Origin of the sequence: Evansella cellulosilytica DSM 2522 (assembly GCF_000177235.2) — a bacterium.
Taxonomy (GTDB): domain Bacteria; phylum Bacillota; class Bacilli; order Bacillales; family Salisediminibacteriaceae; genus Evansella; species Evansella cellulosilytica.
The window spans coordinates 1938267-1964658 of sequence record NC_014829.1 but is presented as its reverse complement, the minus strand read 5'-3'; the positions used below and the strand labels follow the sequence as shown (position 1 = coordinate 1964658).

Sequence of the window (26392 nt, the reverse complement as noted above, 5' to 3'; positions counted from 1 at the left end):
GTAAAAATGCTTTGTAGAAGCTCTTTGAATGAAACGCCATTATTTTTTTACACTCATCATAGGCTTCATTTATGTTCATTTTTTAATACCTCCCGCTTCTCCCTCGACAAATATTCTGCTAGAAGCTTTGCCCCTTGCATAACAATAGGTACTCCTCCTCCAGGATGTACCGAAGCTCCTACAGCATAGATGTTGTCATACGAAAATGGTTTAAGCTGAGGACGAAATACTCCCGATTGAAACAATGTAGGGGCTAAACCAAATGCTCCACCTTCAAAGAGACGATCCTGCTTTGCATCATGTGGTGTTCTTATTTCTTTCCAAACAATCTTATTCATAATATTTTCGTCTAATCTTTTTTCCATATCCTTCAATATATGTTGTGCACATACCTCATAATCCTCTCTATTAATGTTTACATTTGCCGGAACTGGTACTAGGACATAGGCAACACCATGCCCTTCTGGGGCTAGCGTTTCATCAATTAAAGAAGGATAAAAGACATAATATGCTGGATTGGTAGGAATTTGTTTCTGTATAAAAATATTATCCATGACGTTTTTTAAAGCATCACCCATAAAAAACTGGTGTACATGTCCAGTAGTAAGTTTACCCTTTACCCCTAAGTAGATCAGAAGCGCTCCTGATGAAGAAACATACTTCCTTTGTTTTTTTTCTTTTACTAACTTCCTTGCTACTGGAAGGTCCCCGTTCAAAATAAACCGACCATACTTCTTTTCTACTCCATTAACAACAAGTGAATAGGCATTTTTTTCATGTGCGTTTATTTCAGTCACTTCTGAATTTCGTTCGATCTTAATATTTCTTTTTTTCATTTCTGATACTAAAATTTCTACTAACGTTGCATATCCACCATTCAAATACCAAATTCCATGTGCATGTTCACTGTATGGTACAAGGGAGTAAATGGCCGGGGTCTGTTGGGGTGCCCCTCCGATATATAACGTTTGAAGTGAAAAAGCATCGCGCAGCTTTTCCGAAGTGAAATAAGCATTCACCTGTGCTCGCACTGTTTGATATGCCTTTAACTGTATTAATGTCTTTACATTTTCTTTTGTCCAAAAACTATCTTCTACAAAGCTTTTTTCTAGAAAGGCAGATTTCCCTTTACTAAAACGTTCCTCCATATTTTGCAAATAAACTTTAAACTGTTCCACCTCATTAGGAAAAAAACGCTCTAATTCTTCTATTTGCTTCTTTACGTTACTCCACTTCATTAATGTCGTCCCGTCTCGATAATGAATCGGGTACATTGGATCTATTTTTACTAAATTTATTTTTTCTAATGGAATGTTAATTTCTTTTAATATATCTTTTATCATATCTGGTAAAAGAACAATTGTCGGTCCTTCATCTACTTTATACCCATCTTTCTGTAGGAAACTTAATCTCCCTCCAAGCTTTTCTTTTCGTTCGTATACTGTGACTATGTCCCCTTGTTGCTGCAAATACAATGCCGTTACTAATCCACCAATTCCACCACCTATGATTGCCGTTTCCACATTTAGCCCCTCTTCCTTTTATATTTATCTATCATTTTTTTGAGGTAATTCTTGCAAAAGTCCACTTGGATATGCTCCCTCTTTCTACCACACCATTTGATCTATTCTTCCAAAGACGTTACTTCTCACGATGACTATTACCTGGAAAATATTGTTCTATTTATTGAACCAGGCCCAAATTGACAATTTGTCTTTTCAATTTCGCCCCCATACTCCCACTATAAAAAAGTAAGTGAACATCTAGTATACAAATTCTATAATTTAATTGTACAAATTACAAGGGATTTATTTTAAGCAAAAAAAACACACAAGAGCTATCTTGTGTGCATTATTATTTATCCCTACAAACATTTTATTAATTAATCTTCACGTCGTATTCGGATAACCACGTATGCACTTGAATTAAATGTGCAATCAGCTGAGGTCCTGTCATTAGTTGCCCGAAATAAGGTCGTTTAAACGATTCACCGTTTGATTCTACAAGTGCCATGAGTTGCTTACGATCAAAGAACTCAAATAATGGTGAGTCTCCCTTTTTAATGATATTTGCTAATCCTTCTGTTACTAGCTTCGTGTATACAGGGTTATGCGTTTTCGGATATGGACTTTTCTTTCTGTACAACACCTCATCGGGTAATATTCCTTCTAACGCCTTTCTAAGAATTCCTTTTTCTCTTCCTTGGTGCATTTTCATTTCCCAAGGGATATTCCATACATATTCCACTAATCTATGATCTGCAAATGGCACTCTTACTTCTAGACTTGCAGCCATACTCATACGATCCTTACGATCAAGAAGCGTCGTCATAAACCAAATCATATTGACATAAAACAGTTCACGCCGCTTTTTGTTCATTCCTGTTTCTCCATCAAGATAAGGCACTTCATTTAAAGTTTCTTGATATTTATCTTGAACATAATCCGTGAGCTGAAGTCGTTTTTTCCATTTCGGATGCAGTAACAATTGTCGTTCTTCAACAGAACTCATCCACGGGAATGTAGGACGATTCATCATTTCCTCATCATGAAACCATGGATATCCTCCAAATATTTCATCCGCACACTCTCCTGAAAGACCAACTGTTACATCCTTTTTGATTTCCTTACAAAACCATAAGAGCGAGGAATCAATATCTGCCATACCAGGAAGGTCTCTTGCAAAAACAGCAGATTTTAAATAGTCGTAAAGATCGTTTTGATTAATAACGCATGGATGGTGCTCCGTTTGAAATGCATCTCTCATTTTTTCAATCCATGGACCATCGGCGTTCGGTTGGAACTTACTTTCTTTAAAATATTTTTCATTATCTTCATAATCGATCGAGTACGTTTTAATTTTGCCTCTATTTTGCTCTTTGAAATATTGAGATGCTACCGCGGTTATAGCACTACTATCAACACCACCAGAAAGAAACGTACACACCGGAACATCTGCTACAAGTTGCCGTTGAACAGTATCAATAAAAAGCGAGCGAACATTGTCTGCCGTATCATTTAAAGAATCCGTATGTTCTTTACTTTCAACTTGCCAGTAGCGTCTCTTTTCAACACCATCTTTATTTATTCTCATCCAATGAGCTGGGCGTAGCTCTTCCATTCCTTTATATACACCATTACCAGGTGTTCGTGATGGGCTTAACCCAAACACTTCACGTAAGCCATCCTCTCCTATTTCTGCATTTACCTCAGGATGTGCTAAAATAGCTTTTAATTCGGAACCAAACAGTATCCCTTCCCTATGTTTGTAAAAAAACAGCGGCTTCACTCCGAGTCTATCCCTTACTAAAAAAACTTGTTCCTTTTCTTCATCCCATATAGCAAAAGCATATATTCCATTTAATTTATCTACACAAGCTTCTCTCCAATGAATGTATGCTGTTAGCAATACTTCTGTATCTGAATGCGATTCAAACGTAAATCCTGCACTAAGTAACTCTTGGCGGATATCCTCTGTATTATATAGCTCACCGTTATAGCAGATCGTAAATTTTTTTTCGCGGTGTTTACGAACCATTGGCTGAGCACCACCTTTTGGATCGACTACAATAAGACGCTTATGACCAAACGCTACATTATTCTCTAGCCACGCATTTGACGTGTCTGGACCTCTTAAGTTTAATGTGTGTGCCATTGCCTCTATTGTTTTATGCTCGTTTTTTAATGGTCGATGGAAGTCAACCCAACCTGTGATTCCACACATATGATATCCCTCATTTCAGTTAAATTTCTTCATGTATCTTTACTATGGTATTCAAGCCTCCTTGTACAATGTGCCTATGTTTAATAAGAAAAGACAGAAAAAACTAGCTACATAAGCTAGTTTTTTCTGTCTTTTCTTATATGCGGTGAAGAAATTTTGCCACCTTCCCTTAAGTAGTAGCGAGTGCTGTTCTCGTTACTACGCGTGGCATAATTTCCTCCGCATATGTTTTATACACTTTTCTTTATGTAAATACTAAAACTAGCTACATAAGCTAGTTTTTTCTGTCTTTTCTTATATGCGGTGAAGAAATTTGCCACTTTCCCTTAAGTAGTAGCGAGTGCTGTTCTCGTTACTACGCGTGGCATAATTTCCTCCGCATATGTTTTATACACTTTTCTTTATGTAAATACTAAAACTAGCTACATAAGCTAGTTTTTTCTGTCTTTTCTTATATGCTGCAAAAGTCTTTCGCATCCTTCTTCTATTAGTTCATATACCTCTTCGAAATTACCAGTAAAATATGGATCAGGTACATCTGCTACTACACCTTCAGGAACAAAATCCAATAATCTTGCTATTTCTCCTCCTGCATTGTTCATACCTTTTAATTTGTGAAGGTTTCCTATGTTAGAAGCATCCATTCCAATAATATAATCAAATTGATTAATATCTTCCTTTGTTACTTGTCTCGCCGCCATTCCTTGGTGATCGATACTATTTGTCTCTAATATTTCCAACGTTCCTTCATGAGGACGCTTTCCGATATGCCAATCTCCAGTACCAGCTGAATCTACAGAAATCTTATCATCGAGTCCAGCTTCCTTGATTTTTTTTCGAAAAATTGCTTCCGCCATTGGGGAGCGACAAATATTCCCTAAACATACAAATAATACTTTAATCAATATTACCTCTCCTTAACTTCAACTTCATTTTCCTTCTATACATTATACACTTCTTTAATATTAAGAAAAGTATATATAAGAAAAACTTAAAACTAGCTTCTTCGTGACGTTATTCTAAATTTTTCTTATACTCTATAACAAAAAGGATGACCCAAAAGTAAAAATCACCTTGTGTCACCCTCCACAGTTTATTTTAGAAGATGTTGATATTGATTGCGAATATCTTCCATAATCATTTTCACTGAATACGTTTCACTCACTTCATAAGTTTTAATATTCGTTAGTGAGGCATTCGATTGTCCTGTTAATATTGAACAACCTCTTCTGGATCACATTCAATTTCTTCTCTAATGCTGCGTTCACTGCAGCGACAATCCACATTCTCATAGCGCTTGTAAATAACATATACATTTTCAGCAGTTTCCGAAGCCATTAGCTCTTCTGTTTCTACTAAATCTTTAACGATCATCGTAAATCGTCCCTTCTTAATCTTAGTCATTCATGACAGTGCAACTGATTACAAACCTTACTATACACTGTTTCTCACGTCTTGTGGTCATTATTTTGTGAATATTGTATAACATTTCACTAAAAGTTTTTACTAACATTACCACATTTTTCTTCGCTTGACCACTTCCTATGCCATAAGTTAAAATAGGAACGTACGTTCTTATTAGAGGTGAGTGAATGTTGAATAAAGATCGTGGTGTAATCAAATGGACTTCCATGATGCTTCCAGAGCATGTCCAGCAGTTAAAGGAGCTATCAGAAAAACAAAAGGTTTTGAGTAAACCAATAATTGATGAGCAGCTTTTCGAGGAATGGAGTCGTATATTAGAGAAAGCGTATCATGAACAATTGGTTATCTCTGCTACAAAGTGGAAAAACGGTCATGAAGAGAACATTTTAGGCTATTTATATAAAATGGATCAAGTTAACCGTTGCCTAATTCTGCAACACCCTTCTTCGTTTGAAAAACAAAAAATTATGCTTAGTGAATTGACACATTTAACAACCATTGACCGCAGTTAGAAAAATAGTGATTAAAAGAATGCTCTGTTAAAGGCAAGTGTCGATTCTCACAAAAGGTCCTAGACTCCTGCGGGAATAGCATTGAGGGCACTGAAAAAGTTGCTCTGTACTTTTTCAGTGCCCTCTAAAAATACCTTTTTAGTCTCCCTCTACTGTTTATGCCCACCTACAAGTGTATTTCGGTGTCGAGCTGTACCACCATTTGCATAAGATACCGCTCGTAACACTGCGTTAGGACCATGTTTCTTTCGAATAGCATCCATCACATAGCCTAAATCTCTCTTTTTGGGACGCAATTGATCTTGGTCAAACAAGTTAAGCTGGATCACATCATCACCACATATATTGGCTAGTGAAATAGAGACTTGCCTGACAATACTTCCGTTATAATGCTTATCGAAAATCTTTAAGCATGCTTCATAAAGTTCCATCGTAATATTCGTTGGCTCCACTACTGTCAATTGCCGGTGAAATCCCCGTTCTCTAGCAACCTTACTATAACCTATCCCTAGAGAAATTGTTTGTCCTGCCTTATTTTCCCTTCTTGCCCTTGCAGCTACTTCCTCACACATCTCCAATATAACGCGCTTTATTTCAAGTTTATCGGTATAATCACGCATTAAGATTTGGCTTTTTCCATAACTTATTTGCCCATTTAAAATTGGTGCTCCCACTTCGGAAAAATCTATTCCCCATGCATGATAATACAATTGATTTCCCATCACCCCGAAAACTTTCTCTAATTTATCTAATCTGTAGTTAGCTAAGTGTCCGATAGAAAATATCCCCAACCGGTGTAAACGTGCTTCTATTTTAGAGCCTATTCCCCACATTTTTTGTAAAGGGCTAATTTGCCAAAGTTTCGTCTTTACATCGGCATATGTCCATTTTGCAATACCACTCGGTTGATTTTTCGCTTCTATGTCTAAGCAAACCTTTGACATAAGCATATTCGGACCTATTCCAATCGCACATGAAAGACCAAAACGTTTAAACAAATCATCTCGTATTTTTAGTGCTAACTCACGATCATTCCCCCAAATTTTTTCTGTTCCACAAATATCTAAAAAGCTTTCATCTACACTATAAGTGTGAATCGCTTCAGGTGGTACGTATTGTTGGAATAAGGCAGTGACTTGAACGGAAATTGATAAATACGTTGCCATTGAAGCGTTAACTAATTTAATCTTTGAATCTTTTGGGACCTCGAAGAGACGATTACCTGTTTTGATTCCAAAATCTCGCTTTAATGCAGGAGTAGCAGCTAAAATGACACTTCCCTCCCTTGCAGTATCACCAACAACCGCTAAATGACTCGTAAGAGGATCTTCTCCTAAAGCAATTGCAGCACAACTTGCATAAAAGCTCTTCATATCAATACAGAGAATAGTACGTTTAGGCAACGAATCATAGTCGATATCCAAAAATAACCCTCCTAAAATAAGAACAAATGTTCCCTTGTGTGATCTTATTATATGAGATTTAATTCCTTTCTTCAACTGGGAAAATATTACTTAAGATCTTTAGTTAAGAAACGATGTGTTATCTTCATCGTCCAAATGTATACTTTCCACTTTCCTATAAAAAACTAAAACCTAGCTTCAAGAAGAAGCTAGGTTTTAGTTTTTTATTAGATGCGTTAAGTACATTTCGCCGCCACTTAAAATGATATTCTGTAAAAAATGAGGGGGAATCGTCAGTCGAAATTAATAATTATTTTTTTCGAAACTGTTCTCCTGCTACTTTTTCCACTAATGTAGGAAATAGTTGATACAGCTTCGTACCAATCCCCATCCACCTCGGAAGGTTTAATTCCCGCTTTGGATTTTCAATTAAACCAATCGTTTTCATTGCAACAACTTTAGGGTCTAACATAAACTTTTCAACATTTTTTTCATAAGAACCAGTTTTATCTGCAATACGAAAAAATTCAGTACGAATAGGCCCAGGATTAACAGTACTCACTTTAATACCCGTGTTAGCTAACTCCATTCTTAAACTATTTGCAAAGCCTAAAAGTGCATGTTTTGTAGCCGAATATACACTCGATTTTGGAGTAGCTAATTTTCCAGCTTGAGAGGCAATGAATATAATGTGCCCATGGTCCTCTGTGAGCATATTCTCTAAAACTGCTTGCGTACACGCAATTGAACCGAAAACATTTACTTTAAACATTGATTCCACTGTCTCCATCGTCGCTTCATGGGCTAGTTCAAATCGTGCATAACCAGCATTATTAATAAGTATATCAACGTTTCCAACAGAACTTTTTATAGTAGTAAACACTTTCTCTACTGCATCCCCATCAGATACGTCTAGTTTAAAAATAAGCGGAGTAACTCCTGTTTGTTCACTAATATTCTCAGCAATTTTAAGAAGCTTATCGTAAGACCTTGCAAGTAAAATGGGTTTCCCACCTTTTGCTGCAACCTCATATGCCATAAGCTCTCCTATGCCACTTGATGCCCCCGTAATCACAACTTTTTTATCTTTCAACTTATCCATTATCGATTTCCTTTCACGGTTAATATAAAAACAACCATTTCATAAAATATAGTATAATTATATCTAATTAATCACTACCTCACCATTTTTATAATAGATCTACAGAAAGCAAATGATTTTTAAGGAGGACTTTTAATTATGAATACAAAACTTAGTTTTATCGGTGCAGGCGCTATGGCGGAAGCGCTTATCAATGGGTGGAGAAGAAAAGGTTTCTTAAAAGGAGAGCAAATTACGATTTCAAATAAGTCTAATGACGATCAATTAGCAAAGCTTGTCCATACATATCAAGTACAATCCACTAGGAAGCCAGAAAACATCATTTCTCCTGATTCGATGATTATTTTAGCATGTAAACCAAAAGATTGGAAAAGTGCCTTATCAAACCTTACTCACTTAATGAATGAAAATACTCCTCTTATTTCTGTAATGGCTGGGGTATCCTTATCCGTTATCGAACAATTTGTCGGTAACCGAGTTCCTGTAATTCGTGTCATGCCAAATACGTCAGCTACCGTCGGGGCTTCCATGACCACCATTGCGTATGGAAAGAATGTTGATCCAAGCATTCGTCACGATATTACTCAACTATTTAATGGCGTAGGAGAAACAGCCGAAGTAGACGAAGCACAGCTTGATGCTACTACTGCTTTAACTGGTTCTGGTCCAGCGTATGTATATTACTTAATCGAGTCAATGGAAATGGCTGCTAAAAAAATGGGTATAGAAGAACAACTAGCTAAAAAACTCGTTTCTCAAACATTACTCGGTGCAAGTTTACGAGCAAAGGAGTGTAACGAGGATCCTGGGCAATTATACAAGCAAGTGATGAGCCCAGGTGGAACGACAGAGGCTGGCTTTCAAGTGTTACAGAATAATAATGTACAACAATCGCTAATCTCTTGTATCCTCAGTGCTTGTGAAAGATCTCTCGAACTTAAAAATGAAAAATCGTCATAATATAACAAAAGTGTCGAAATATAGCTAACAACTAGCAATCATACCTTTTCAATACTAATAGAATAAGCTATAATTAAAGCAATATTTCGATAGTGAAAAATTGCTTTTAAATAAAAAGAGATACTAATCCTTTCTACTTCTTTAGGAGGCGTGAATATGAATAAAAGCCAATACGACGTAATCATCGTCGGTGGTGGCTTAGCTGGATTATCGTCCGCTGCTTACCTCGCACATAACGGAAAAAAAGTAGCTGTAATTGAACGAGGTAAACTCGGTGGTCGAGCAATGACCATAAAAATGAAAGGCTTCCAATTTAACTTTGGTGCCCATGCAATATATGGCAGAGATCAATCTTATTTAACTAAACTTGAAAAAGAACTCGATTTGAAACTTTATTGGTCTGACTTTACACAAATGAAAGCAAAATATGACTTAGATGACGAAGTTTCAGTAGTACCATCCAATATTGGTGGTTTACTACAAACGAAGCTCCTTAAAGGAATGGACAAATTTCGATTTGCATACCATATTTTATTTACAACGTTAGGATTTGAAAAAGGAGATCCCGATGTTTCAATAAAAGAATGGCTTGATAACAAAAAGGTAAGCCCGGCTGTGAAAGAAATGATGTTAAATCTTGCTGCTTCAAACTTTTTCACTGGTGAACCGGAACGAATTCCATCGGATGTTTTCTTCGGTTACTACAAAAGGCTTTTTAAAACTAATATCCCTGTCAGCTATATTCAAGGTGGGTGGGAAAAGCTTATTAACGAGTTCGTTCGTGTGATTGAACAAAATGGTGGAGAAATCATAACAAAAACAAAGGTAACTGGCCTTGAAGTGAATAAAAATAAAATTCAAAAGGTATACACGAAGAAAAATAGTTATGCTGCTGAAAATTTCATTTTTGCAATTCCACCTGATGAGCTTACGAGTTTATTTACAGAAACATCTATAGAGAAAGATCTAGAACGTTATACTGATTACGAGCCTACTTATGTTATCTTTTATGATATTGGCTTGAAAAAACGAATCGACTCGTCATTTACTTATATATATGATAAAGCGAAGCAAATTTTTATTTCTGATATATCATACTATGACATGGAAGCAGCACCACCTGGCGGACAATTATTGCAAGCAGTCGCTTACTTAAAAAGGGATGACATAAATAGCCCTAGCGCGCATGAACGGATCATTAAAGAGATTGAGGATTTTTATGATAAACACTTCGAAGGTTGGCGGAAACAGCTTGTTGTTCCTCGTGTATCAAAAGTTGCAGTTGTTCAAGCAATTAAATGGACAATGCATCAACGAGGATTACCTACCTCATTCTCCACTCTGGATAACACCTTTTTTGCAGGTGATTGGTGTCAAGGCGTTGGACAGCTATCTGAACTTTCATTTTCAAGCGCTTATGACGTATGTCAGAAAATCATTAAAAAACAAGAAGAACATAAAGGTGCTTAACTTGGTTAGAGGCGATATGAGCTAGCTCCCTCTTATAGATGAAAATCTTGAGGGGGCTCTTTTGTGTATATGAGATTCATTTTTAGTAGAATAATAGTAAAGGTTATGACGCGAAATCTTTCGTAAACACTGTGATTAAATGCAGGAGGAATAAATTATGACAGCTGAAAAAAACTTACCTAGTTGGAAAAAGACCGTACAACATATTGTTGATCATAAATATTTTTCACGAGTCATTATAGGTCTCATTTTATTTAACGCTATTATTGTAGGTTTAGAAACATATCCAACTATTTATGAAAACTACAAGCAGCTTTTTTTTCAAATTGATATGACGTTACTCTGGATCTTTTCAATAGAAATTATTTTACGTATTATCGCTGCCCCTAGTTTAAAGCATTTTTTTAAAGGTGGGTGGAATTGGTTTGATGTCCTCATCGTTTCTGCAGGTCACATTTTCGCAGGTGCACACTTCATTACAGTATTAAGAATTTTACGTGTGCTGCGCGTCTTTAGAGCTGTATCAGTTATCCCATCACTTAGAAAATTAGTTGATGCTTTATTAATGACGATTCCTGCACTCGGAAATATAATGTTATTAATGAGTATCATTTTCTACATCTTTGCAGTGACTGGAACAATGCTATTTCGGGAAGTAGCACCAGAGTACTTCGGTTCTATCCAATTATCATTATTGACTTTATTTCAAGTAGTCACGTTAGAATCATGGGCAAGTGAAGTAATGAGACCAATATTACACATTCTTCCGTGGTCTTGGATTTATTTTGTTTTATTTGTACTCGTTGGAACGTTTGTTGTCTTTAATTTATTTATTGGCGTCATCGTTAACAATGTAGAAAAAGCTGACAACGTGGACAAAGAAGTTGAAAATACTCATAAGGAAGTTACTGAACTGAGAAAAGAGGTTCGTGAATTAAAGGAATTGCTACAGCAGCAAATTAATAATAATATCAAGTAATAGCAATGTTCGTTTTACAGTTATATGTTTAAACAAACAACGTCCGCCTGTTAGATTATAAGGCGGATGTTGTTTGTTTAAATTAGTCGTGTTAGATTTCCTTACACATTTGACACATATGTGAACAGAGCGTGATATAGTTAATGTAATAAAAATTACCAATCGAAAGAAGGAAGGGATTCCCTATGTCATCTTATAAAGACAAGAAAGTCATAAGTATAGGGGTTATAAGCGAATTAACAGGTTTATCAGAACGTCAAATCCGTTACTATGAAGAAAGAAAGTTAATTTACCCTGAACGAAGTAAAGGCGGTACAAGGAAGTATTCCTTTTATGATGTAGAACGTTTAGTAGATATTGCAAACAAAATCGAGGATGGCATGCAAACTTTCGAGATCCGCCGAGAAGAAATGAAAAAAGCTGACATTCGAGAAAAAATGCTCCGTGGTCAGTTAAACGCTGCGTTCAGAATGAGAAAGTAAGAAAAGTTACCAATCAAATTGGTGACTTTTTTATTATTAAATTTAGAAATCTTTCTCACTTCGTCACTTTCCTTCCTCACTCTACTCCACATTCGACTCCATACTCATTAAAACTTGTCTGAAAAGAAAAAATCGAACTATTTGAATCAAACTCTAATTTTCCATGACTTTCATTTTAATTCTCTCATGAGTACAACGATAATCGTACATAATAACACATAGTAAAACAAAATGGATCTCTTCTATATCGCAAGGAGGCTATAAGCAATGATTAAAAGGTTTACATGTATCATGATTATCGCACTATTTCTCTCTTCCCAACTACCTATTGTTCATGCTGAAGAGAATCATTCCGTGTATAGAGCAGCAATTATCATTGATGATTTTGGTGGAAATACTGGTGGAGTTAAAGAATTTATGAACGCAGACGTCCCTATCACGATGGCAATTATGCCGTTTCTCGATGAATCAACTGAACAGGCAAAGCGAGCAAATGAATTAGGTTTTGAAGTCATTATTCATATGCCTTTAGAACCTAAAAAGGGTAAAAGATCGTGGTTAGGACCACTCCCCATTACTGCCGATTTAGAAACAGATGAAGTAAAGCGAAGAGTAGAAAAAGCGATAGAAAATGTTCCACATGCAAAAGGAATTAATAACCACATGGGGTCAAAAATTGTTGGTAATGAAAGAATAGTACGCGCTATATTAGAAGTTGCCAAGAAGCATGGTTTGTATGTTATTGACAGTGGAACTAGCGGTGATTCAGTCGTTCCAGAAATTGCAGAAGAGTTAAATATTCCGTATGGTATTCGCGATACATTTTTAGACGATAGCTTTTCGTCAAGAAACCACGTTTATAAGCAAATGATTAAGCTATGTGACATTGTTAAGAAGCATGGACAAGCAATCGCAATAGGTCACGTTGGCGTAAAAGGTAACGACACCTTTAACGGCATTCAAGATGCATTACCACACTTAGAAGAAAAAAATATTCAAATAGTGCCAATGTCTCATTTATTAAATACTAAGGTTGAAGATAATCCTGAATCATTTTGGCAGGATTAAAATTGGAGGAAAAAATGATCGTATTAAATGATGAACGTTTACAAATGAAAGGTACAACTAAAGATAACTCGCAAGTCATCTTACGCCCCGCTGAAGAAAAAGACGCATTTGACATTATTAAAAATGTTCAAGATATTGTCCAAGAAGGACGTTACATCCAAAAAGAAAAGGTTCGAACAGTAGAAGAAGAAAAACGCTTTATACAACAAATGACGGCAGAAGACCATATGTATACTGCTGTCGAAATAAATGGTGAAGTCGTTGGTATTGCACGCCTTGTTCGTGGCGAACTAAAAATGAAACGTCATACAGCCATCTTCAGGACGTGGCTCAGTAAAAGTGCTCAAGGTAAAGGACTCGGCAATATTTTAATGAGATATACGTTGGAATGGGGAAAAAAACATCATTTGCATAAAATTTGTTTAACTGTTTTCTCGTCTAATCAAATTGCAAAAAAATTGTATGATAAATATGGCTTTGTTGTTGAAGGGATTCAACGGGAACAAGTATATATAGATGGAGAATTTGAAGATGAAATCTTTATGGCCTACTTTTTTAATTAAGTTTACCATCATGAAGGAAAGACGCTTTCGAAAAATTTACGTTCTTTCCTTCGAAAAGCGTGCTTTACTTAAGTATTTACTCTATTAAAAGGTAAAACAACAGCAGGTTGACGTTCAATAAAAGACTCCTCCGTGCGGTATCCCTCTTTTTTCCTTTTATCATATGTTATTTTTGTTATAGGTCTCTTCATCCCCCACTGCAACGATGTAACATCTTGCCAACTGTTAGAAGTTATCATTTCTTGCTTAAAATAATAACAGTTACCAGAGGGATATCGTTCACAAATATACTTCACTGTTTGTTTACTGTGCATGATTCTCACCTCATCTATAGTATGGGTGTTAAAACAAAATCTAAACAATAGACAAACACTGTTTTTTTATTCAAATCACACTTTTGTGTTGTAAGCGTTTTCTTAAACCATTGACTTTTTTCTGTCTTACCACTACCATAGAAGATGGAAAGATAAAGAAAATATTCAAATGCTTGCGTCATAAAATCTTAAAAGAAAGTGTGCATGCCTATGCAAAAACTTGATCCTGTGAACATCTTGAAGGAATCAATTGCACCATTTGTTATTTCAGTTGAAAAAGTTGCTCACGTCCAGCCTAACAATACACTTGAACACGCACTGTTAATTTTAATAAAGTCTGGCTATACCGCAATCCCCGTACTAGATACTAATTTCAAACTTCATGGACTCATTACGAAAGCTCAAATTCTTGATTCGATTTTAGGTATTGAACATATTGAACCAGAACGTTTAGAAACAACAAAAGTTTCTGCTGTTATGAGTAAGACATTAGCTCGTATGAAGGATTATGAGCCTTTTGAACGTGCGTTATCTTATTCTATTAACCACCCATTTGTTTGTGTAGAAGACGATTTAGGTGCATTTATTGGGATTATAACCCGAAGTAAACTATTAGCCTATTTAAATGGATATTTGCATGAACAAAAGAAAACAAAATGAGGTTACGGAAAGCTGTACTAAGGAAATCATCCTTAACGACAGCTTTTTTTACTTTAATCTAGTGAAAATGACATAATAAATACTTATATCTGACAAATGTTGTGAAGTTATGATACATTTAAAAAATAACTCAAATAAACATAAAAATAATATAGCAAGTAAACAAAGGAGAAAAGATGACAGCTAAACTTTTTACACCAATAACAATAAAAAATGTAACTTTAAAAAACAAGATTGTCATGTCACCAATGTGCATGTATTCCTCAGAAGGTGATGGTTATATATCTGATTTTCATTATACCCATTACATAAGCCGTGCAATAGGACAAGTTGGTTTAGTTATGATTGAAGCTACTGCAGTAACTAAGCAAGGTCAAATATCCACTAAGGATTTAGGGATATACGATGATGAACATGTTCAAGGATTAAAAAAGCTCGTAAAAGGCATAAAAGCATACGGTGCTAGGACTGCGATTCAGCTTGGCCACGCCGGCCGAAAAGCAATATTTGACGGGGAAATTATTGCACCTTCGTCCATCGCTTTTGACCAAGAAAGTAAAACACCTAAAAAAATGTCTATGAATGAAATTACCGAGACGATAGATGCATTTAAAAAAGCCGCTTTCCGCTCAAAATTAGCGGGATTTGATATAGTGGAAATCCATGCCGCACACGGCTACTTAATCAATCAATTTCTTTCTCCACTTTCTAATAAGAGGAATGATGAGTATGGCGGTACAAGAAAGAATAGATTCCGTTTTTTAAAAGAGATTATTCATTCTGTAAAAAACGTGTGGGATGGCCCACTATTTGTAAGGATTTCTGCAGATGAATACGATCCAGATGGAAATCAAATGGAGGATTTTATTTATTTCGCTTCAGAAATGAAAAAGCTTGATGTTGATTTAATAGATTGTAGCACTGGTGGCGTGATCCGTACACCCATTAACATTTATCCAGGATATCAAATTCGTCATTCTGAAACAATAAAAGAACATGCAAAAATGGCAACTGGTGCAGTAGGATTAATTACTACAGGTATACAAGCTGAGGAGATTCTTCAAAATGAACGAGCCGATCTCATTTTTGTAGGTAGAGAGTTGTTACGCAACCCATATTGGTCGAAAACAGCTGCTGATGAATTACATGTTAAGCTTGATCCTCCTCAGCAGTACAGTCGGGGGTGGTAAACCGTAATCGAACATAATACGTAAGGGAGAGTGTTAAAAAGTGAGCTTTCGATTTCAAAAGCGAGTTCGCGTTGCTCCTGGCGTTCGCTTAAATTTTAGTAAACGAGGAGTTAGTACTTCTGTTGGTCCCCGCGGCTCATCGTTAACGTTAGGTAAACGGGGAATTTACGGTAATGCTGGTATCCCTGGAACTGGATTATCATATAGAACTAGGATAGACAAACGTAATCATAGTACAAGAAGCGAAAGAAAAATGAAACATCCGAACGCTACCTCACCTACAACTAATGAAGAAAATATTCAATTACAATGGAATGATTCCATTGGAGATTTTTCTTTTTCAACTGCAGATGGAAGATCATTAACAAACGTAGAAGAAAAAAATGTTCGGTCTGTTTACAAAAATGATCTAATGCGAATGTATCAAGAAAAAGCGGATGAAATAAATAAACGTACAGACCGTTTACTACATTTACATCATCAATTATTTCATCCTACTACCGATATAATCGCGCTTTCTATGAGTAATATTCAAGATAACATTAGCCATCCTCCTAATCAAAAAGTCATTTATCATGAAGTAATGACAAATATGAAACAAAACTTAACGTTCTTAGAAAAAATTTTACTCATATTCCCGAAAAGAAAAAAAGAACATGAAGCAATCGTAATGGCGGAAGTAGAAAAATTATTTCAAGAAGAGATGAGTGAATACGAAGAAAATAAGAAAGCATACAATGAAGAGAAAGAATATCGAAACAAATTAGCAACAAAAGTGAAAAATGGCGATGTTCATGCGATGGAGGATTGGATAAGTTTGTTCCTTGATGAACTTGACTTCCCTCTTGAAACTGATGTTGACTTTCAACTTATTAACAAGGATACTGTCTTTCTCGATATAAACCTCCCCACAATGGAGGAAATCCCTGTAAAGAAAGCTTCTATCCTGAAAACAGGACGTTTAAAAGTGCAAGAAAAAACACAACGAGAGCATAGAGAACACTATGCTATTCTCATAGGGGCTACCGCTCTTTATTTGGCTAGTTTCTTTTTTGGCTATTTGCCTAGTCTAAAAACTGTGTATGTATCTGGTTATAACCAAGCTATAGATGAGTCTACAGGATTAGATCATGACAGATATATTTATAGTATAAAGGTTGATAGAAAGACATTTTATTCCCTAAATATGAGTAAGGTCCACCCAATAAAAGCCTTTGACAATTTTGAGCCACGCTTGAAAGTAACGAAAACATTTATCTTTAAAGAAATCGAACCGTATAAAATTGACGAACATCACAATTAAAAGGAAATAGGACTCAATAGGTTTATAATAATCTATTGAGTCCACCATCTCCTTAGAGAATTTTCTGAAAGTACTTAATTTTAAAAGTTAATTATTTATTAATGATAAAATATCCTTTTTTGTTGGTAATGCGGAAATAGCTCCTTTTCCTGTCGTTGTTAGTGCACCACTAGCATTTGCAAAGCTCAGTATATGTTGATAATTTTCAGACAAAAGCGTTTTTAGTGTCTCTGGTTTCGCTTTTAACGTTAACAATTGATATAAAAAACCACCAATAAAAGCATCCCCCGCCCCCGTTGTATCTTGAACATCAACTAAATACCCTTTTGAAGTAAAAACAGTGTCTTCTCCCTTTAAATAAAGGTCTGCACCTTTGGCTCCTTTTGTATATATAACAGCTTGTACATTTCCTTTAAACAAGGATTGTATTGCGCTCTCTTCCTCACTTATACCTGTTATAAATGTGAGTTCTTCATCTGAAATTTTTACTAGATGTGCCTCAGGTAAAAATTCTCTTATCGCATTTCGGCAAGATGCTTGACTATCCCAAAGCGGTAATCTCACATTTGGATCAAAACTAACGATACCGCCATTTTGAATTACACTTTGGATTGCTTTTCTATGTGCTTCCTTCATCGGACTATCTACTAAATCAACAGAACAAAAGTGTAAAATATCACCATCATTAAACCAAGAGCTATCAACTTCTGCTTCAGTTAACAATAAATCAGCTGATGGATTTCGATAAAAGGAAAAATCACGTTCCCCGTTTTCCTTTAATGAAACGAAAGCTAATGCCGTGTTCGCTTCGGAAGTTCTAAAAACCTTTTCCGTATTCACACCAGTATTTTTTAAAACGTCAATTAGAAAATCACCGAAAGCATCGGTACCTAACTTTGTAATCATCTCTGATTGTTCCCCGTATTTTGCAACTGCTGCTGCTACATTTGCAGGAGCGCCACCAGGTGCTTTTTCAAATGATATTACATCTTTTAAAGGTAAGCCTTTTTCATTTGGTATAAAGTCAATTAACACTTCTCCGATCGCAAATAATATTCCCACGTCTTCACCTCAGTATCGTTTTCTCTATGCGTATATGTTTACGAGTAATCCTTTTATTTCTCCTACCATATCAAGAATATCTAATCCTTTTTTTTGTTGCTTTAATACAGCGTCTGTTAAATCAAGAAGCTTTCGATCAACCTCTTTTACAATTTTATATACCTTCGTTCTCCCACGACGATTAAAGCCTTTTCTTTCTTCTAAGCTTAGTCCGAGCTTCACAGCATCATCCATGAACTCCTTCACTAACTGCTTATATTTACGAAGTTCCTCTACTGTTCTTGATTCAGCTAAGCTTTTTCCTTGATCATCAATTTTATGCATTAACTCATTTAAGCGCTCATATGCTTGTGTGTCTCTTCCTTTTTGCATAATTTCCGAAAAAGACACCTTCGCTTCAGTTGTTGTATTTTTTTGTTCTGTTCGATTTAGAGAGGCCCTGCTAACTTTTTGAACATCCATATTAACGACTCCTTTGTAATTACTTCTTTTATTATAGGAGAGAAATTCGCTTGAACCAAGTAGAATTTGAAAGATTTTTATGAAAAGAAATGGAAGGCACTTGAAATGCCTTCCATAAAATACACTTATTGTAGTAGTTGAAGTACTCCCTGTGGCAATTGATTCGCCTGTGCAAGCATCGCTGTTGCCGATTGGTTAAGAATATTATTTCTCGTAAACTCTGTCATTTCAAGTGCCATATCAGCATCGCGAATACGTGATTCCGCTGCTGTCAAGTTTTCATGTGTCACTTGTAGGTTATTAATTGTGTGCTCCATTCGATTTTGAGTAGCACCAAGTTTAGAACGCGCTTCAGAAATTTTATTAATTGCTTGGTCTAATACAAAGATAGCATTATTTGCATTTTCATTTGTAAGAACATTTAAGTCTTCAATCCCCAGCTCCACAGTATCCATTTTCGGAATGTCAATCATCACATTTTGATTTGTGTTAGGTCCGATTTGGAACGCTAAGGAATTGTTAGTGACTGAGAATTCTGTTCTTGAAACCTTTGAAAATTCGTTAAGCGGTACATTATCTACTACATCTATATTATTCCAAGTACCATTAATACGAATTGGTTCTCCAACAACTTTGTCGGCAAGATTTACATTAACGAAAATAGGGTTACCATCTTCATCTATACCTGCATTTCTAACAACATTTGCAGTATCAGGATTCACACCTAGATCTGCTAACAACTCTGCATAAGTCGGAACATTATGAGTAGATGTTGCGCTAATTGTGTGATTATTTGTGTCCTCTTCTGTATTTACTATATAGGAAGATTGCACATCACTATTCACCTTAAACTCAATTCCACTATGATTAAATACACCATTACGCGTTGTAAACTCTCTATTTACAAAAGTTGTTATGCCTTCTTTTTCCACACTAGCATTTAAAGTTGCTTCGATCTGGATTTTAACTGTCCCTGATCCAGTAATATTACCAGCATTAATGTTCAACCCACCAACTTCTGCCCAACCGGCGCCTTCACCTGCGTTAATTACTTGGTTTTCGACAATTGGCAACCCATCTGGACCTTTTACGGTTACACGTGCGTTTTCACCTGTAAATTCACGTATTTCTATTGTGTATTCACCAAGTGCTTGTCCCGGTTTTCCTGGATCAACAAATTGTATATCATTTGCACCTGTTTGACCAAGCCCTGCAAAAGGCTGTTTTACATCATAACTCATCGTTACATCATGAACTGCAAGTGAATAATTCCCAGAATCTATCCTCGCATCCGTTACTCTCGGTGAACCGACAAGGTTTGTTTCTACACTGTTTCTATCAACGACAGAAAGAACTGCGCTGCTTCCGTCTAATAGTCTACGTGTGTTAAATTCTGTTTTTTCAGAAATACTATCAATCTCTAATTTTAGCTGATCTATTTCCTTTTGAATTTGCTCACGGTCATACTCTGTGTTTGTATCATTAGAGGCTTGTACAGCGAGCTCTCTCATACGTTGTAGCATCGTATGCACTTCCTGCATAGCACCTTCAGATGTTTGCATTAAAGAGATCCCATCTAGCGCATTACGCTCAGCTTGCTTTAAACCACGAATTTGGGAGCGCATTTTTTCAGAGATTGCAAGTCCGGCGGCATCATCTGCTGCGCGATTAATACGTAGACCGGAAGATAATTTTTCTAAGTTTTTAGATGTTTGCATTTGATTTTGATATAAATTTCGGTATGAATTTAATGCTTGAATATTATTGTTAATTTTCATTATAAAATCCCCTCTCAGCTCTCATACATAGCCGTCTGCTCATAAGCGTTGGCATTTTGTTTCCTTACTTTTGATTGTTTATCTTCTGCTTGTGTCATTGCTTTTTGCCAAGCGTTAGCTATTGATTGAACGTGTGAAATAACTTCATCTATTTTTTTTATATCTTTCGAATAGTTTGCTTCTATTATTTTATCAGCTAAATAATTGTATAAAGCATCTAATTGATCAGCGATAATTCCTGCTTCATAGTTGAGACCTGCTCCGAGTCGACGCAGTATATCATTTGCTTTTTGTAAGTGTGTATTTGATTTAAAATGATCTATTTTTTCTATCGCTAATTTCGCTTCCTCTAAATTGTCTAAGCATGCTTCATACAATAAAGCAGTTATTTCTTGTGGAGATTTTTTATGCAATGCTTCATTTGTAATCAATATTTTCACCTCCGCATAAGCGAATATTGTTATATCCTTGTATATATTCACGAATTATAACTAATCTAGTACTATTATCGTCAACTTCAATTTAATGTTTAATAGTTTCTATCCATTTCTTCAATAAATAATAAAATTTCTGCCATAACACTATAAAGCTGCGGTGGAATATTTTCACCTAGATCCATATCCAGTAAGCTTTCAAGGAGATGTGTATCTTCTTCCATAGGTATCCCATTTTCCTTTGCAAGCGCCAATATCTTTTGTGCTACATGCCCTTTCCCTTGAGCTACAACTTTAGGTTCTTCCCCTGATGCTTCATCATAGCGTATAACCGCAGCTGTAGGTCCATTTATTTCACGTCGTTTTATATGATTAAAGTGTCTCGAAACCATCATACTTTGTAGTCAAACCCTTCTTTAGACATTGTTGGTTGTTGATGATCTTCTTCTCGTATTTGTGGAGCTTCTACTCGTTTTTCTGTCATTGGGCTAAACTGTAGACCTTTCACATTAAAACCAATGTCTTTTAACCTATCCAGGTACTTATTAGCTAACGGTTCTACTTTTGCCTTTAAATTTGGTGAATCATTTTTTATTGTTACGCTTAACGCTCGATCGGTTACGTTTAATGAAATGCCCACTTCTCCCATTTTTTTCGTATCTAATAAAAAATATAGACTACAATTTTCCCAATCTACTTTTTCGCCATCATTTCTTGAGTTTACAAACACTTGTAAATTCTCGACAGCATCCTTTAGAAGCATAGGAATTTGAAACATGAGCATTTGCATATTTTGCTGATGATCTGTTCTACTTAATAGTTGTTGTCCTGTTAAATTTTGCAAAGACTGTTGCGCTTGCTGTTGTGCTCTACTACCTTCTTCCTCTCGCGCGGCTTGATAAAGAAGAGATTTCATGTTTCTTTGCTGATCTTCCTTTATTTCCTTACCTGAAGCTAACAATTGCCCTAACTCCGCTTCACGATTTAGCCCTATAGATCGTAAACCTTCAAAAACTTCACGCCCTGATCCTTGATTATACGTCAATGTACGTACGGTATTTTCAAATTGACTCGATAATCGATGCGCATGTGGGCGGTTCTCTTGCCATTCAAGCTCCCTCGTAGCATGATGAATCACCTTTTGATTATTAGGTTTAAAATTTAATTTATCTAGCGTTTGTTGGACTTCTCTTACAATTTGTCGTGCTTCTACGTGATTTCCTTTCATCAACAACTTCTTTGCTTCCGCTAATCGCGAACTTGCTTCAAGAACTTGCTTTTCTGTCTTCATATCAGCAAATAATAGCCAATCATTTTTTAGTAGTGCATTATCTAACTGACGAATCACATTTTCAAGCATTGGCTTAGCTTGCTGCACCGATTGCGAACGAAACTGTTGAATAATCTGTTCAATACGAGTTAATTGATTTGTGACATCACGTTTGAAAGCTTTAAACTCATCTGTCGCTGTCGCAAGTCTTTCTGTCACTTCTGTCATTAAAAACTGCTTTGACGCTCTATCAACAGAATGTAAGATCTCGTTAGAAATATATTGCTGTATCTCTGTCCTACTATCACTTTGACTAGATACAGGAATTGACGGTAATAAAACTTCTGCTTTTTGAAGTGTATCGATCATCAGTTGTCTTGCCTTTAATTCACGGCCTTGTTCAAGCTTTTCAATAGCTTCTGCCATACCTTGATTTAAAATTTGCTCTACTTCTCTTGGGATAGCTGCGTTTGTTATCGTATTTTGTATACTTGCTAATGCTTGTTGTAAATTTGCTTCATTTTGTATAAGTGATGAAAACTGCTGTAATTGACCTCTATCAATACTTACAGTTTGTTCAACTGATGTAGATACTGCTTGTCCTTGAATTTGATGTATTAATTGTGTAATACGTTCGTTTGCTAATTCTGGCTGTTGTATTCCTTGAAGCTGAAGCGCCTCACGTAGGCCGGTGTTTACATTCACTCTTACTTCTTGTTCCATTCGTTCAATGGCTTGTTGAACTTCTCTAATATTTGCTGGCCATTCCGCGCGATTACTTTGTACTAGTTGCTCAAGGGAGCGTGTTAGTTCTTGACGTTGTTCATTTGGGACCCGTTGTTCTTGGAATGAACGCTCTACTCTCGGCTGTACTTCTCTTCTCTCATCTGATTGTCTTGTGACTATCGGTTCGTCTCTTCGTTCTCCTTGAATTTGACGGTCTACACTCGCTTCCGTTCTTCTACTGTCTGTAACTTGTTGTGTATCGACACGAGACACATTTCTCGTTTCGGTCCTTTGCTCTCTTTTCGGATCTATCTCACTTATCCGCTCCTGCACTTTTTTACCATGTAACGCTTCGTGTACAGAGGTCAAATGAGCTCGAGTGGGCTCTAAGCGTTTCTCTACAATCGTATCTACAGTTTGCACACGCTGCTCTCTAGTACCTGTTCCTTGTTCAATAAATCGATTTAACTCTTTAACAGACTCATTTGGTAAAGGAACATTATTTTGAATGAGACGTTGCACAGCATGTCTTAATTCTGGTGAAGCTGGTCTGTCAAGGCTTTGTCTCATTAACCTTTCAACAGACTGTTCCCTAGATGTGTGATCCCTTCGCCCCTCACGTTCTGTCTGTCCTTGAACCTCTCTAAGTCTTACTCCTTCTTCCGTTTTACCTTCTATTTGAACATTAGTACGATCCCCACTTGGTACACCTTCAGAAAAAGTCGCACTCACTCTGTGACCACGTATCGACACTACCGCTTCACGCTCGGAAACTCTTGATTCTATTTTCGCATCATATACGCCACCTTCCCTCAACTGAAGGGGACGATCATTATTCGTTGTTTTTATATTTATCAGTTGTCCTGTAACTTCCATAGTTCAACTCTCCTCTACGAATCAAACGGTCTATCTTAATATCGGCATAAAGCTTATTTGTTTTAACGTATCGTTTGTTATTAAAATATTGGAATAAAAAAATTATTACTAGCCATTGCGAAGCTAGTAATAATTTTTTAAAGAGATATTTTTATTCTTTCTCATTATGAAACAAATCTTTTCTTAAGAAATCTTTCTCTAAACTAGTCCCTCGTTTATTTTTATCTCTCAAATCATCACTTCTGTCTTTACTTCCTAATTGGGTTCCTTTTAAGAGAACATTTTCTCCAAATTTATTTTTTAGCGTATCTACAACACTACTTAACTTTTCCTCTTTTTCGTCCTTTTTGTATGAAAATAAATCTAACTGCTTAAAAGCATGACCCCTTTCAACTAGATCCATTGCAGTAACACCTATTAGTCTCACTTTTTCACCGCTCCAGTACTTTTGCCATAATGACCAGGCAGCCTCGAATATCTCTTTATGAGAATGAACGGGATGATGCAACTTACTACTTCTCGTTATTGTTGAAAAATCGGAGTACCTTATCGTTATTTGTATGTTACCTGCATATACATTTTTATTTCTTATCCTTCTCCCTACAGAATCTGATAAATTCATAATTACTTTTTTTATTTGTGTTACGTTTTTACTATCAGTTGGCAATGTTGTAGAGTTACCAATACTTTTAAACTCTTCCACTGCTAGTGGATCAACTGGACGTTGATCAATACCATTCGCGCGTTCATGTATTCTTTCTCCTACTATTCCTAATTTAGCTTTGAGATATAACGGGTCACTTAACGCAATATCCTCGATTGTGTGAATCCCCAACTTATTAAGCTTATCTGCTGTCTTTGCACCTATTCCATGCATTTCAATAGCTTTTAATGGCCAGAGCCTTGTTTGTACTTCTCTTTTTCTAAGTATTGTTATACCCATTGGCTTTTTCATATCACTAGCCATCTTAGCTAAAAATTTATTTGGTGCAACACCGATGCTACATGGAAGGTTTAGCTCTTTTTTTATTCGCGTTTGTATATACTTGGCTAGTTCAATAGCTTGCATTTTTAAGTGGACATCGGTTACATCCAAATAGCCTTCATCAATTGATACTGGCTCTACAAGAGGCGTTATTTCATAAAGCAATTGGAACATTCTTTTGGAAGCATGTCGGTACCGTTCGAAGTTTGGTTCTCGGACTACTAACTCTGGACATTTTTTTAATGCTTCCCAAAGCGGCATCGGCGGTTTTACACCTCTTGCTCTCGCTTCGTAACTTGAAGTAACAACAATCCCTCGTCTAGCTTCTGCATTTCCAGCTATCGCCACAGGCTTTCCCATTAAAGTTGAATCATAAGCTGCTTCAACAGATGCATAAAAACTATTCATATCGACATGGAATATTATTTTTGACGGCACTTACATTCACCTACTGTTAAACCACTTCAAATTGTGGGATTTGTTTCTATTATTATATCACGGAACAATATATATCAAATTATATATAGCCTCTTCACCTTTGCAAAACTTATATTAATTAATAATCAATGATGAGAAAAATGAGAATCAAGACGTTATAAATTGGTTATAGTACTAATTGACTTAAAAAAATGAGGTAAGGAGTATTTTAGTATGAAAAAACAATTAACTTTAACAGCATTAATTGCACTTACTACAGTTTTCACAGCCTGTGGTACAGTGGATGAAGAACCTGTTCCTGGTGAAGACACTACTGACATGGAAGACACCACAGAAGATAGCGCTACCGATGATATCGAAATGCCAGATGAGCTCATAATGGGCTTTGTACCATCACAAGACTCCGATAAAATAGCTGATACAGCTGCACCACTTGCCGATCGTCTTTCTGAAGAGCTTGGTATTCCGGTAGACGGAAGAGTGATGACAAACTTCACTGGGCTTATTGAAGCAATGGGGAACAACCAAGTACAAATTGGCTTTTTAAACCCTTTTGGGTATGTGCTAGCAACAGATCGTTATGATAACATCGATGTGATTTTAAAGTCGATTAGAAATGGAGAAGATTCATACCGAGCCCAGTATACAGTAAGAGCAGACTCTGATATTGAATCTATAGAGGATCTCGAAGGAAGAGTATGGGCATTTGCGGACATAGCATCCACTAGCGGCTTCCTATTCCCTGCAGCACAATTAATGAATGATTACGGTGTAGAAGATGTTAATACCCACTTTTCTGAGCTCATTCAAGCAGGTTCTCATGATAACGCTATGCTTCAGCTCCTGGAAGGTAATGCAGATGTTGTTACTTCATTTGAAGACGCAAGAGACACGATAGCAGATGATTATCCTGAAGTTTATGATGAATTAGTTCAACTAGACTTCACAGACCCTATACCAAATGATACAATTTCTGTTGACACAACGTTACCTCAAGAACTGATAGATCAAATTGAGGAAATCTTCCTTTCATTTAATGACGATGAAGAAATGATAGGAATTATGCAAGAGGTATATACTTGGACAGGTATCGCTGAAGCTGAAGATAGCGATTACGATATAGTAAGAGACGTTCACCGGCTATTTCCTGAACACTTCTAAACGATACACACGGTGTTCAGTATGTGCTAGGATGACACAAAAGGTA

25 protein-coding genes are annotated in these 26392 nt (G+C 36.2%); 11 read left to right on the top strand and 14 right to left on the bottom strand.

The window, feature by feature from the left end:
- Nucleotides 1–65: 65 nt before the first annotated feature.
- The 4 genes from BCELL_RS08915 to BCELL_RS22515 all read right to left on the bottom strand — a co-directional run bounded on the left by BCELL_RS08915 (nucleotide 66) and on the right by BCELL_RS22515 (nucleotide 5097).
- On the bottom strand, nucleotides 66–1523 hold the full coding sequence (locus BCELL_RS08915) for a phytoene desaturase family protein (protein WP_013488372.1): 1458 nt from the start codon (nucleotides 1521–1523) through the stop codon (nucleotides 66–68).
- Between the two features lie 355 nt (nucleotides 1524–1878).
- Nucleotides 1879–3723 carry an asparagine synthase (glutamine-hydrolyzing) gene (gene asnB / locus BCELL_RS08910; protein ID WP_013488371.1) on the bottom strand — a complete coding sequence of 615 codons (1845 nt, stop codon included), beginning with the start codon at nucleotides 3721–3723 and terminating at the stop codon, nucleotides 1879–1881.
- Nucleotides 3724–4154: 431 nt separating this feature from the next.
- Nucleotides 4155–4628 (bottom strand): low molecular weight protein-tyrosine-phosphatase, encoded by a 474-nt coding sequence (locus BCELL_RS08905; RefSeq protein ID WP_013488370.1) that lies wholly within the window; start codon nucleotides 4626–4628, stop codon nucleotides 4155–4157.
- Nucleotides 4629–4932: 304 nt separating this feature from the next.
- The gene (locus BCELL_RS22515) at nucleotides 4933–5097 is read right to left on the bottom strand and encodes a hypothetical protein (protein WP_013488369.1); all 165 of its coding nucleotides are present in this window, start codon (nucleotides 5095–5097) and stop codon (nucleotides 4933–4935) included.
- Nucleotides 5098–5315: 218 nt separating this feature from the next.
- Between BCELL_RS22515 and BCELL_RS08900 the strand changes: the two genes are divergently transcribed.
- Nucleotides 5316–5660, top strand: coding sequence for a YolD-like family protein (locus tag BCELL_RS08900; RefSeq protein WP_013488368.1), 345 nt, complete (start codon nucleotides 5316–5318; stop codon nucleotides 5658–5660).
- A gap of 149 nt (nucleotides 5661–5809) precedes the next feature.
- Here the strand turns inward: BCELL_RS08900 and BCELL_RS08895 are convergent, their stop codons facing one another.
- On the bottom strand, nucleotides 5810–7078 hold the full coding sequence (locus BCELL_RS08895) for a Y-family DNA polymerase (RefSeq protein ID WP_041808785.1): 1269 nt from the start codon (nucleotides 7076–7078) through the stop codon (nucleotides 5810–5812).
- 295 nt (nucleotides 7079–7373) lie between these two features.
- Nucleotides 7374–8168 (bottom strand): SDR family NAD(P)-dependent oxidoreductase, encoded by a 795-nt coding sequence (locus tag BCELL_RS08890; protein WP_157184285.1) that lies wholly within the window; start codon nucleotides 8166–8168, stop codon nucleotides 7374–7376.
- Nucleotides 8169–8303: 135 nt separating this feature from the next.
- Here BCELL_RS08890 and proC point away from each other — a divergent pair, with 135 nt between their 5' ends.
- The 6 genes from proC to BCELL_RS08860 all read left to right on the top strand — a co-directional run bounded on the left by proC (nucleotide 8304) and on the right by BCELL_RS08860 (nucleotide 13687).
- On the top strand, nucleotides 8304–9125 hold the full coding sequence (gene proC / locus BCELL_RS08885; RefSeq protein ID WP_013488365.1) for a pyrroline-5-carboxylate reductase: 822 nt from the start codon (nucleotides 8304–8306) through the stop codon (nucleotides 9123–9125).
- A gap of 156 nt (nucleotides 9126–9281) precedes the next feature.
- A complete protein-coding gene (locus BCELL_RS08880; protein WP_013488364.1) occupies nucleotides 9282–10595 on the top strand; it encodes a phytoene desaturase family protein in 1314 nt (437 codons plus the stop codon).
- 157 nt (nucleotides 10596–10752) lie between these two features.
- The gene (locus BCELL_RS08875) at nucleotides 10753–11574 is read left to right on the top strand and encodes an ion transporter (protein WP_013488363.1); all 822 of its coding nucleotides are present in this window, start codon (nucleotides 10753–10755) and stop codon (nucleotides 11572–11574) included.
- A 185-nt stretch (nucleotides 11575–11759) separates the two neighbouring features.
- Nucleotides 11760–12056, top strand: a complete 297-nt coding sequence (locus BCELL_RS08870) for a MerR family transcriptional regulator (RefSeq protein ID WP_013488362.1) — start codon at nucleotides 11760–11762, stop codon at nucleotides 12054–12056.
- A gap of 267 nt (nucleotides 12057–12323) precedes the next feature.
- Complete coding sequence (locus tag BCELL_RS08865) at nucleotides 12324–13124, top strand: divergent polysaccharide deacetylase family protein (RefSeq protein ID WP_013488361.1); 801 nt, start codon at nucleotides 12324–12326, stop codon at nucleotides 13122–13124.
- A 14-nt stretch (nucleotides 13125–13138) separates the two neighbouring features.
- The gene (locus tag BCELL_RS08860; RefSeq protein ID WP_013488360.1) at nucleotides 13139–13687 is read left to right on the top strand and encodes a GNAT family N-acetyltransferase; all 549 of its coding nucleotides are present in this window, start codon (nucleotides 13139–13141) and stop codon (nucleotides 13685–13687) included.
- Nucleotides 13688–13755: 68 nt separating this feature from the next.
- Here BCELL_RS08860 and BCELL_RS08855 read toward each other — a convergent pair whose 3' ends face one another.
- Nucleotides 13756–14001, bottom strand: a complete 246-nt coding sequence (locus BCELL_RS08855) for a hypothetical protein (RefSeq protein WP_013488359.1) — start codon at nucleotides 13999–14001, stop codon at nucleotides 13756–13758.
- Between the two features lie 210 nt (nucleotides 14002–14211).
- Between BCELL_RS08855 and cbpB the strand changes: the two genes are divergently transcribed.
- The 3 genes from cbpB to BCELL_RS08840 all read left to right on the top strand — a co-directional run bounded on the left by cbpB (nucleotide 14212) and on the right by BCELL_RS08840 (nucleotide 17154).
- A complete protein-coding gene (gene cbpB, locus BCELL_RS08850; RefSeq protein ID WP_013488358.1) occupies nucleotides 14212–14661 on the top strand; it encodes a cyclic-di-AMP-binding protein CbpB in 450 nt (149 codons plus the stop codon).
- A 176-nt stretch (nucleotides 14662–14837) separates the two neighbouring features.
- Complete coding sequence (gene namA / locus BCELL_RS08845; RefSeq protein ID WP_013488357.1) at nucleotides 14838–15851, top strand: NADPH dehydrogenase NamA; 1014 nt, start codon at nucleotides 14838–14840, stop codon at nucleotides 15849–15851.
- 40 nt (nucleotides 15852–15891) lie between these two features.
- The gene (locus BCELL_RS08840; protein WP_013488356.1) at nucleotides 15892–17154 is read left to right on the top strand and encodes a DUF4236 domain-containing protein; all 1263 of its coding nucleotides are present in this window, start codon (nucleotides 15892–15894) and stop codon (nucleotides 17152–17154) included.
- An 87-nt stretch (nucleotides 17155–17241) separates the two neighbouring features.
- On the opposite strand, the gene BCELL_RS08835 is transcribed toward BCELL_RS08840, so the two are convergent.
- From BCELL_RS08835 to BCELL_RS08805, 7 genes are all read right to left on the bottom strand, one after another.
- Nucleotides 17242–18216: a carbohydrate kinase family protein gene (locus BCELL_RS08835; RefSeq protein ID WP_013488355.1), complete on the bottom strand. Its 975-nt coding sequence runs from the start codon at nucleotides 18214–18216 to the stop codon at nucleotides 17242–17244.
- A 24-nt stretch (nucleotides 18217–18240) separates the two neighbouring features.
- Nucleotides 18241–18678 (bottom strand): YaaR family protein, encoded by a 438-nt coding sequence (locus BCELL_RS08830; RefSeq protein ID WP_013488354.1) that lies wholly within the window; start codon nucleotides 18676–18678, stop codon nucleotides 18241–18243.
- Nucleotides 18679–18803: 125 nt separating this feature from the next.
- Nucleotides 18804–20456 (bottom strand): flagellin N-terminal helical domain-containing protein, encoded by a 1653-nt coding sequence (locus tag BCELL_RS08825; protein ID WP_013488353.1) that lies wholly within the window; start codon nucleotides 20454–20456, stop codon nucleotides 18804–18806.
- A 14-nt stretch (nucleotides 20457–20470) separates the two neighbouring features.
- Complete coding sequence (gene fliS, locus BCELL_RS08820; RefSeq protein ID WP_013488352.1) at nucleotides 20471–20887, bottom strand: flagellar export chaperone FliS; 417 nt, start codon at nucleotides 20885–20887, stop codon at nucleotides 20471–20473.
- Between the two features lie 98 nt (nucleotides 20888–20985).
- Nucleotides 20986–21285 (bottom strand): EscU/YscU/HrcU family type III secretion system export apparatus switch protein, encoded by a 300-nt coding sequence (locus BCELL_RS08815; protein WP_013488351.1) that lies wholly within the window; start codon nucleotides 21283–21285, stop codon nucleotides 20986–20988.
- Nucleotides 21282–23762 (bottom strand): hypothetical protein, encoded by a 2481-nt coding sequence (locus BCELL_RS08810; protein ID WP_013488350.1) that lies wholly within the window; start codon nucleotides 23760–23762, stop codon nucleotides 21282–21284. Before BCELL_RS08810 ends, BCELL_RS08815 begins: the two co-directional genes overlap by 4 nt.
- 151 nt (nucleotides 23763–23913) lie before the next feature.
- Entirely contained in the window at nucleotides 23914–25185 is a 1272-nt protein-coding gene (locus tag BCELL_RS08805; RefSeq protein WP_013488349.1) for a DNA polymerase IV, read from the bottom strand.
- 213 nt (nucleotides 25186–25398) lie between these two features.
- On the opposite strand from BCELL_RS08805, the gene BCELL_RS08800 reads away from it, so the two are divergent.
- Complete coding sequence (locus BCELL_RS08800) at nucleotides 25399–26346, top strand: phosphate/phosphite/phosphonate ABC transporter substrate-binding protein (RefSeq protein WP_013488348.1); 948 nt, start codon at nucleotides 25399–25401, stop codon at nucleotides 26344–26346.
- Nucleotides 26347–26392 lie beyond the last annotated feature (46 nt).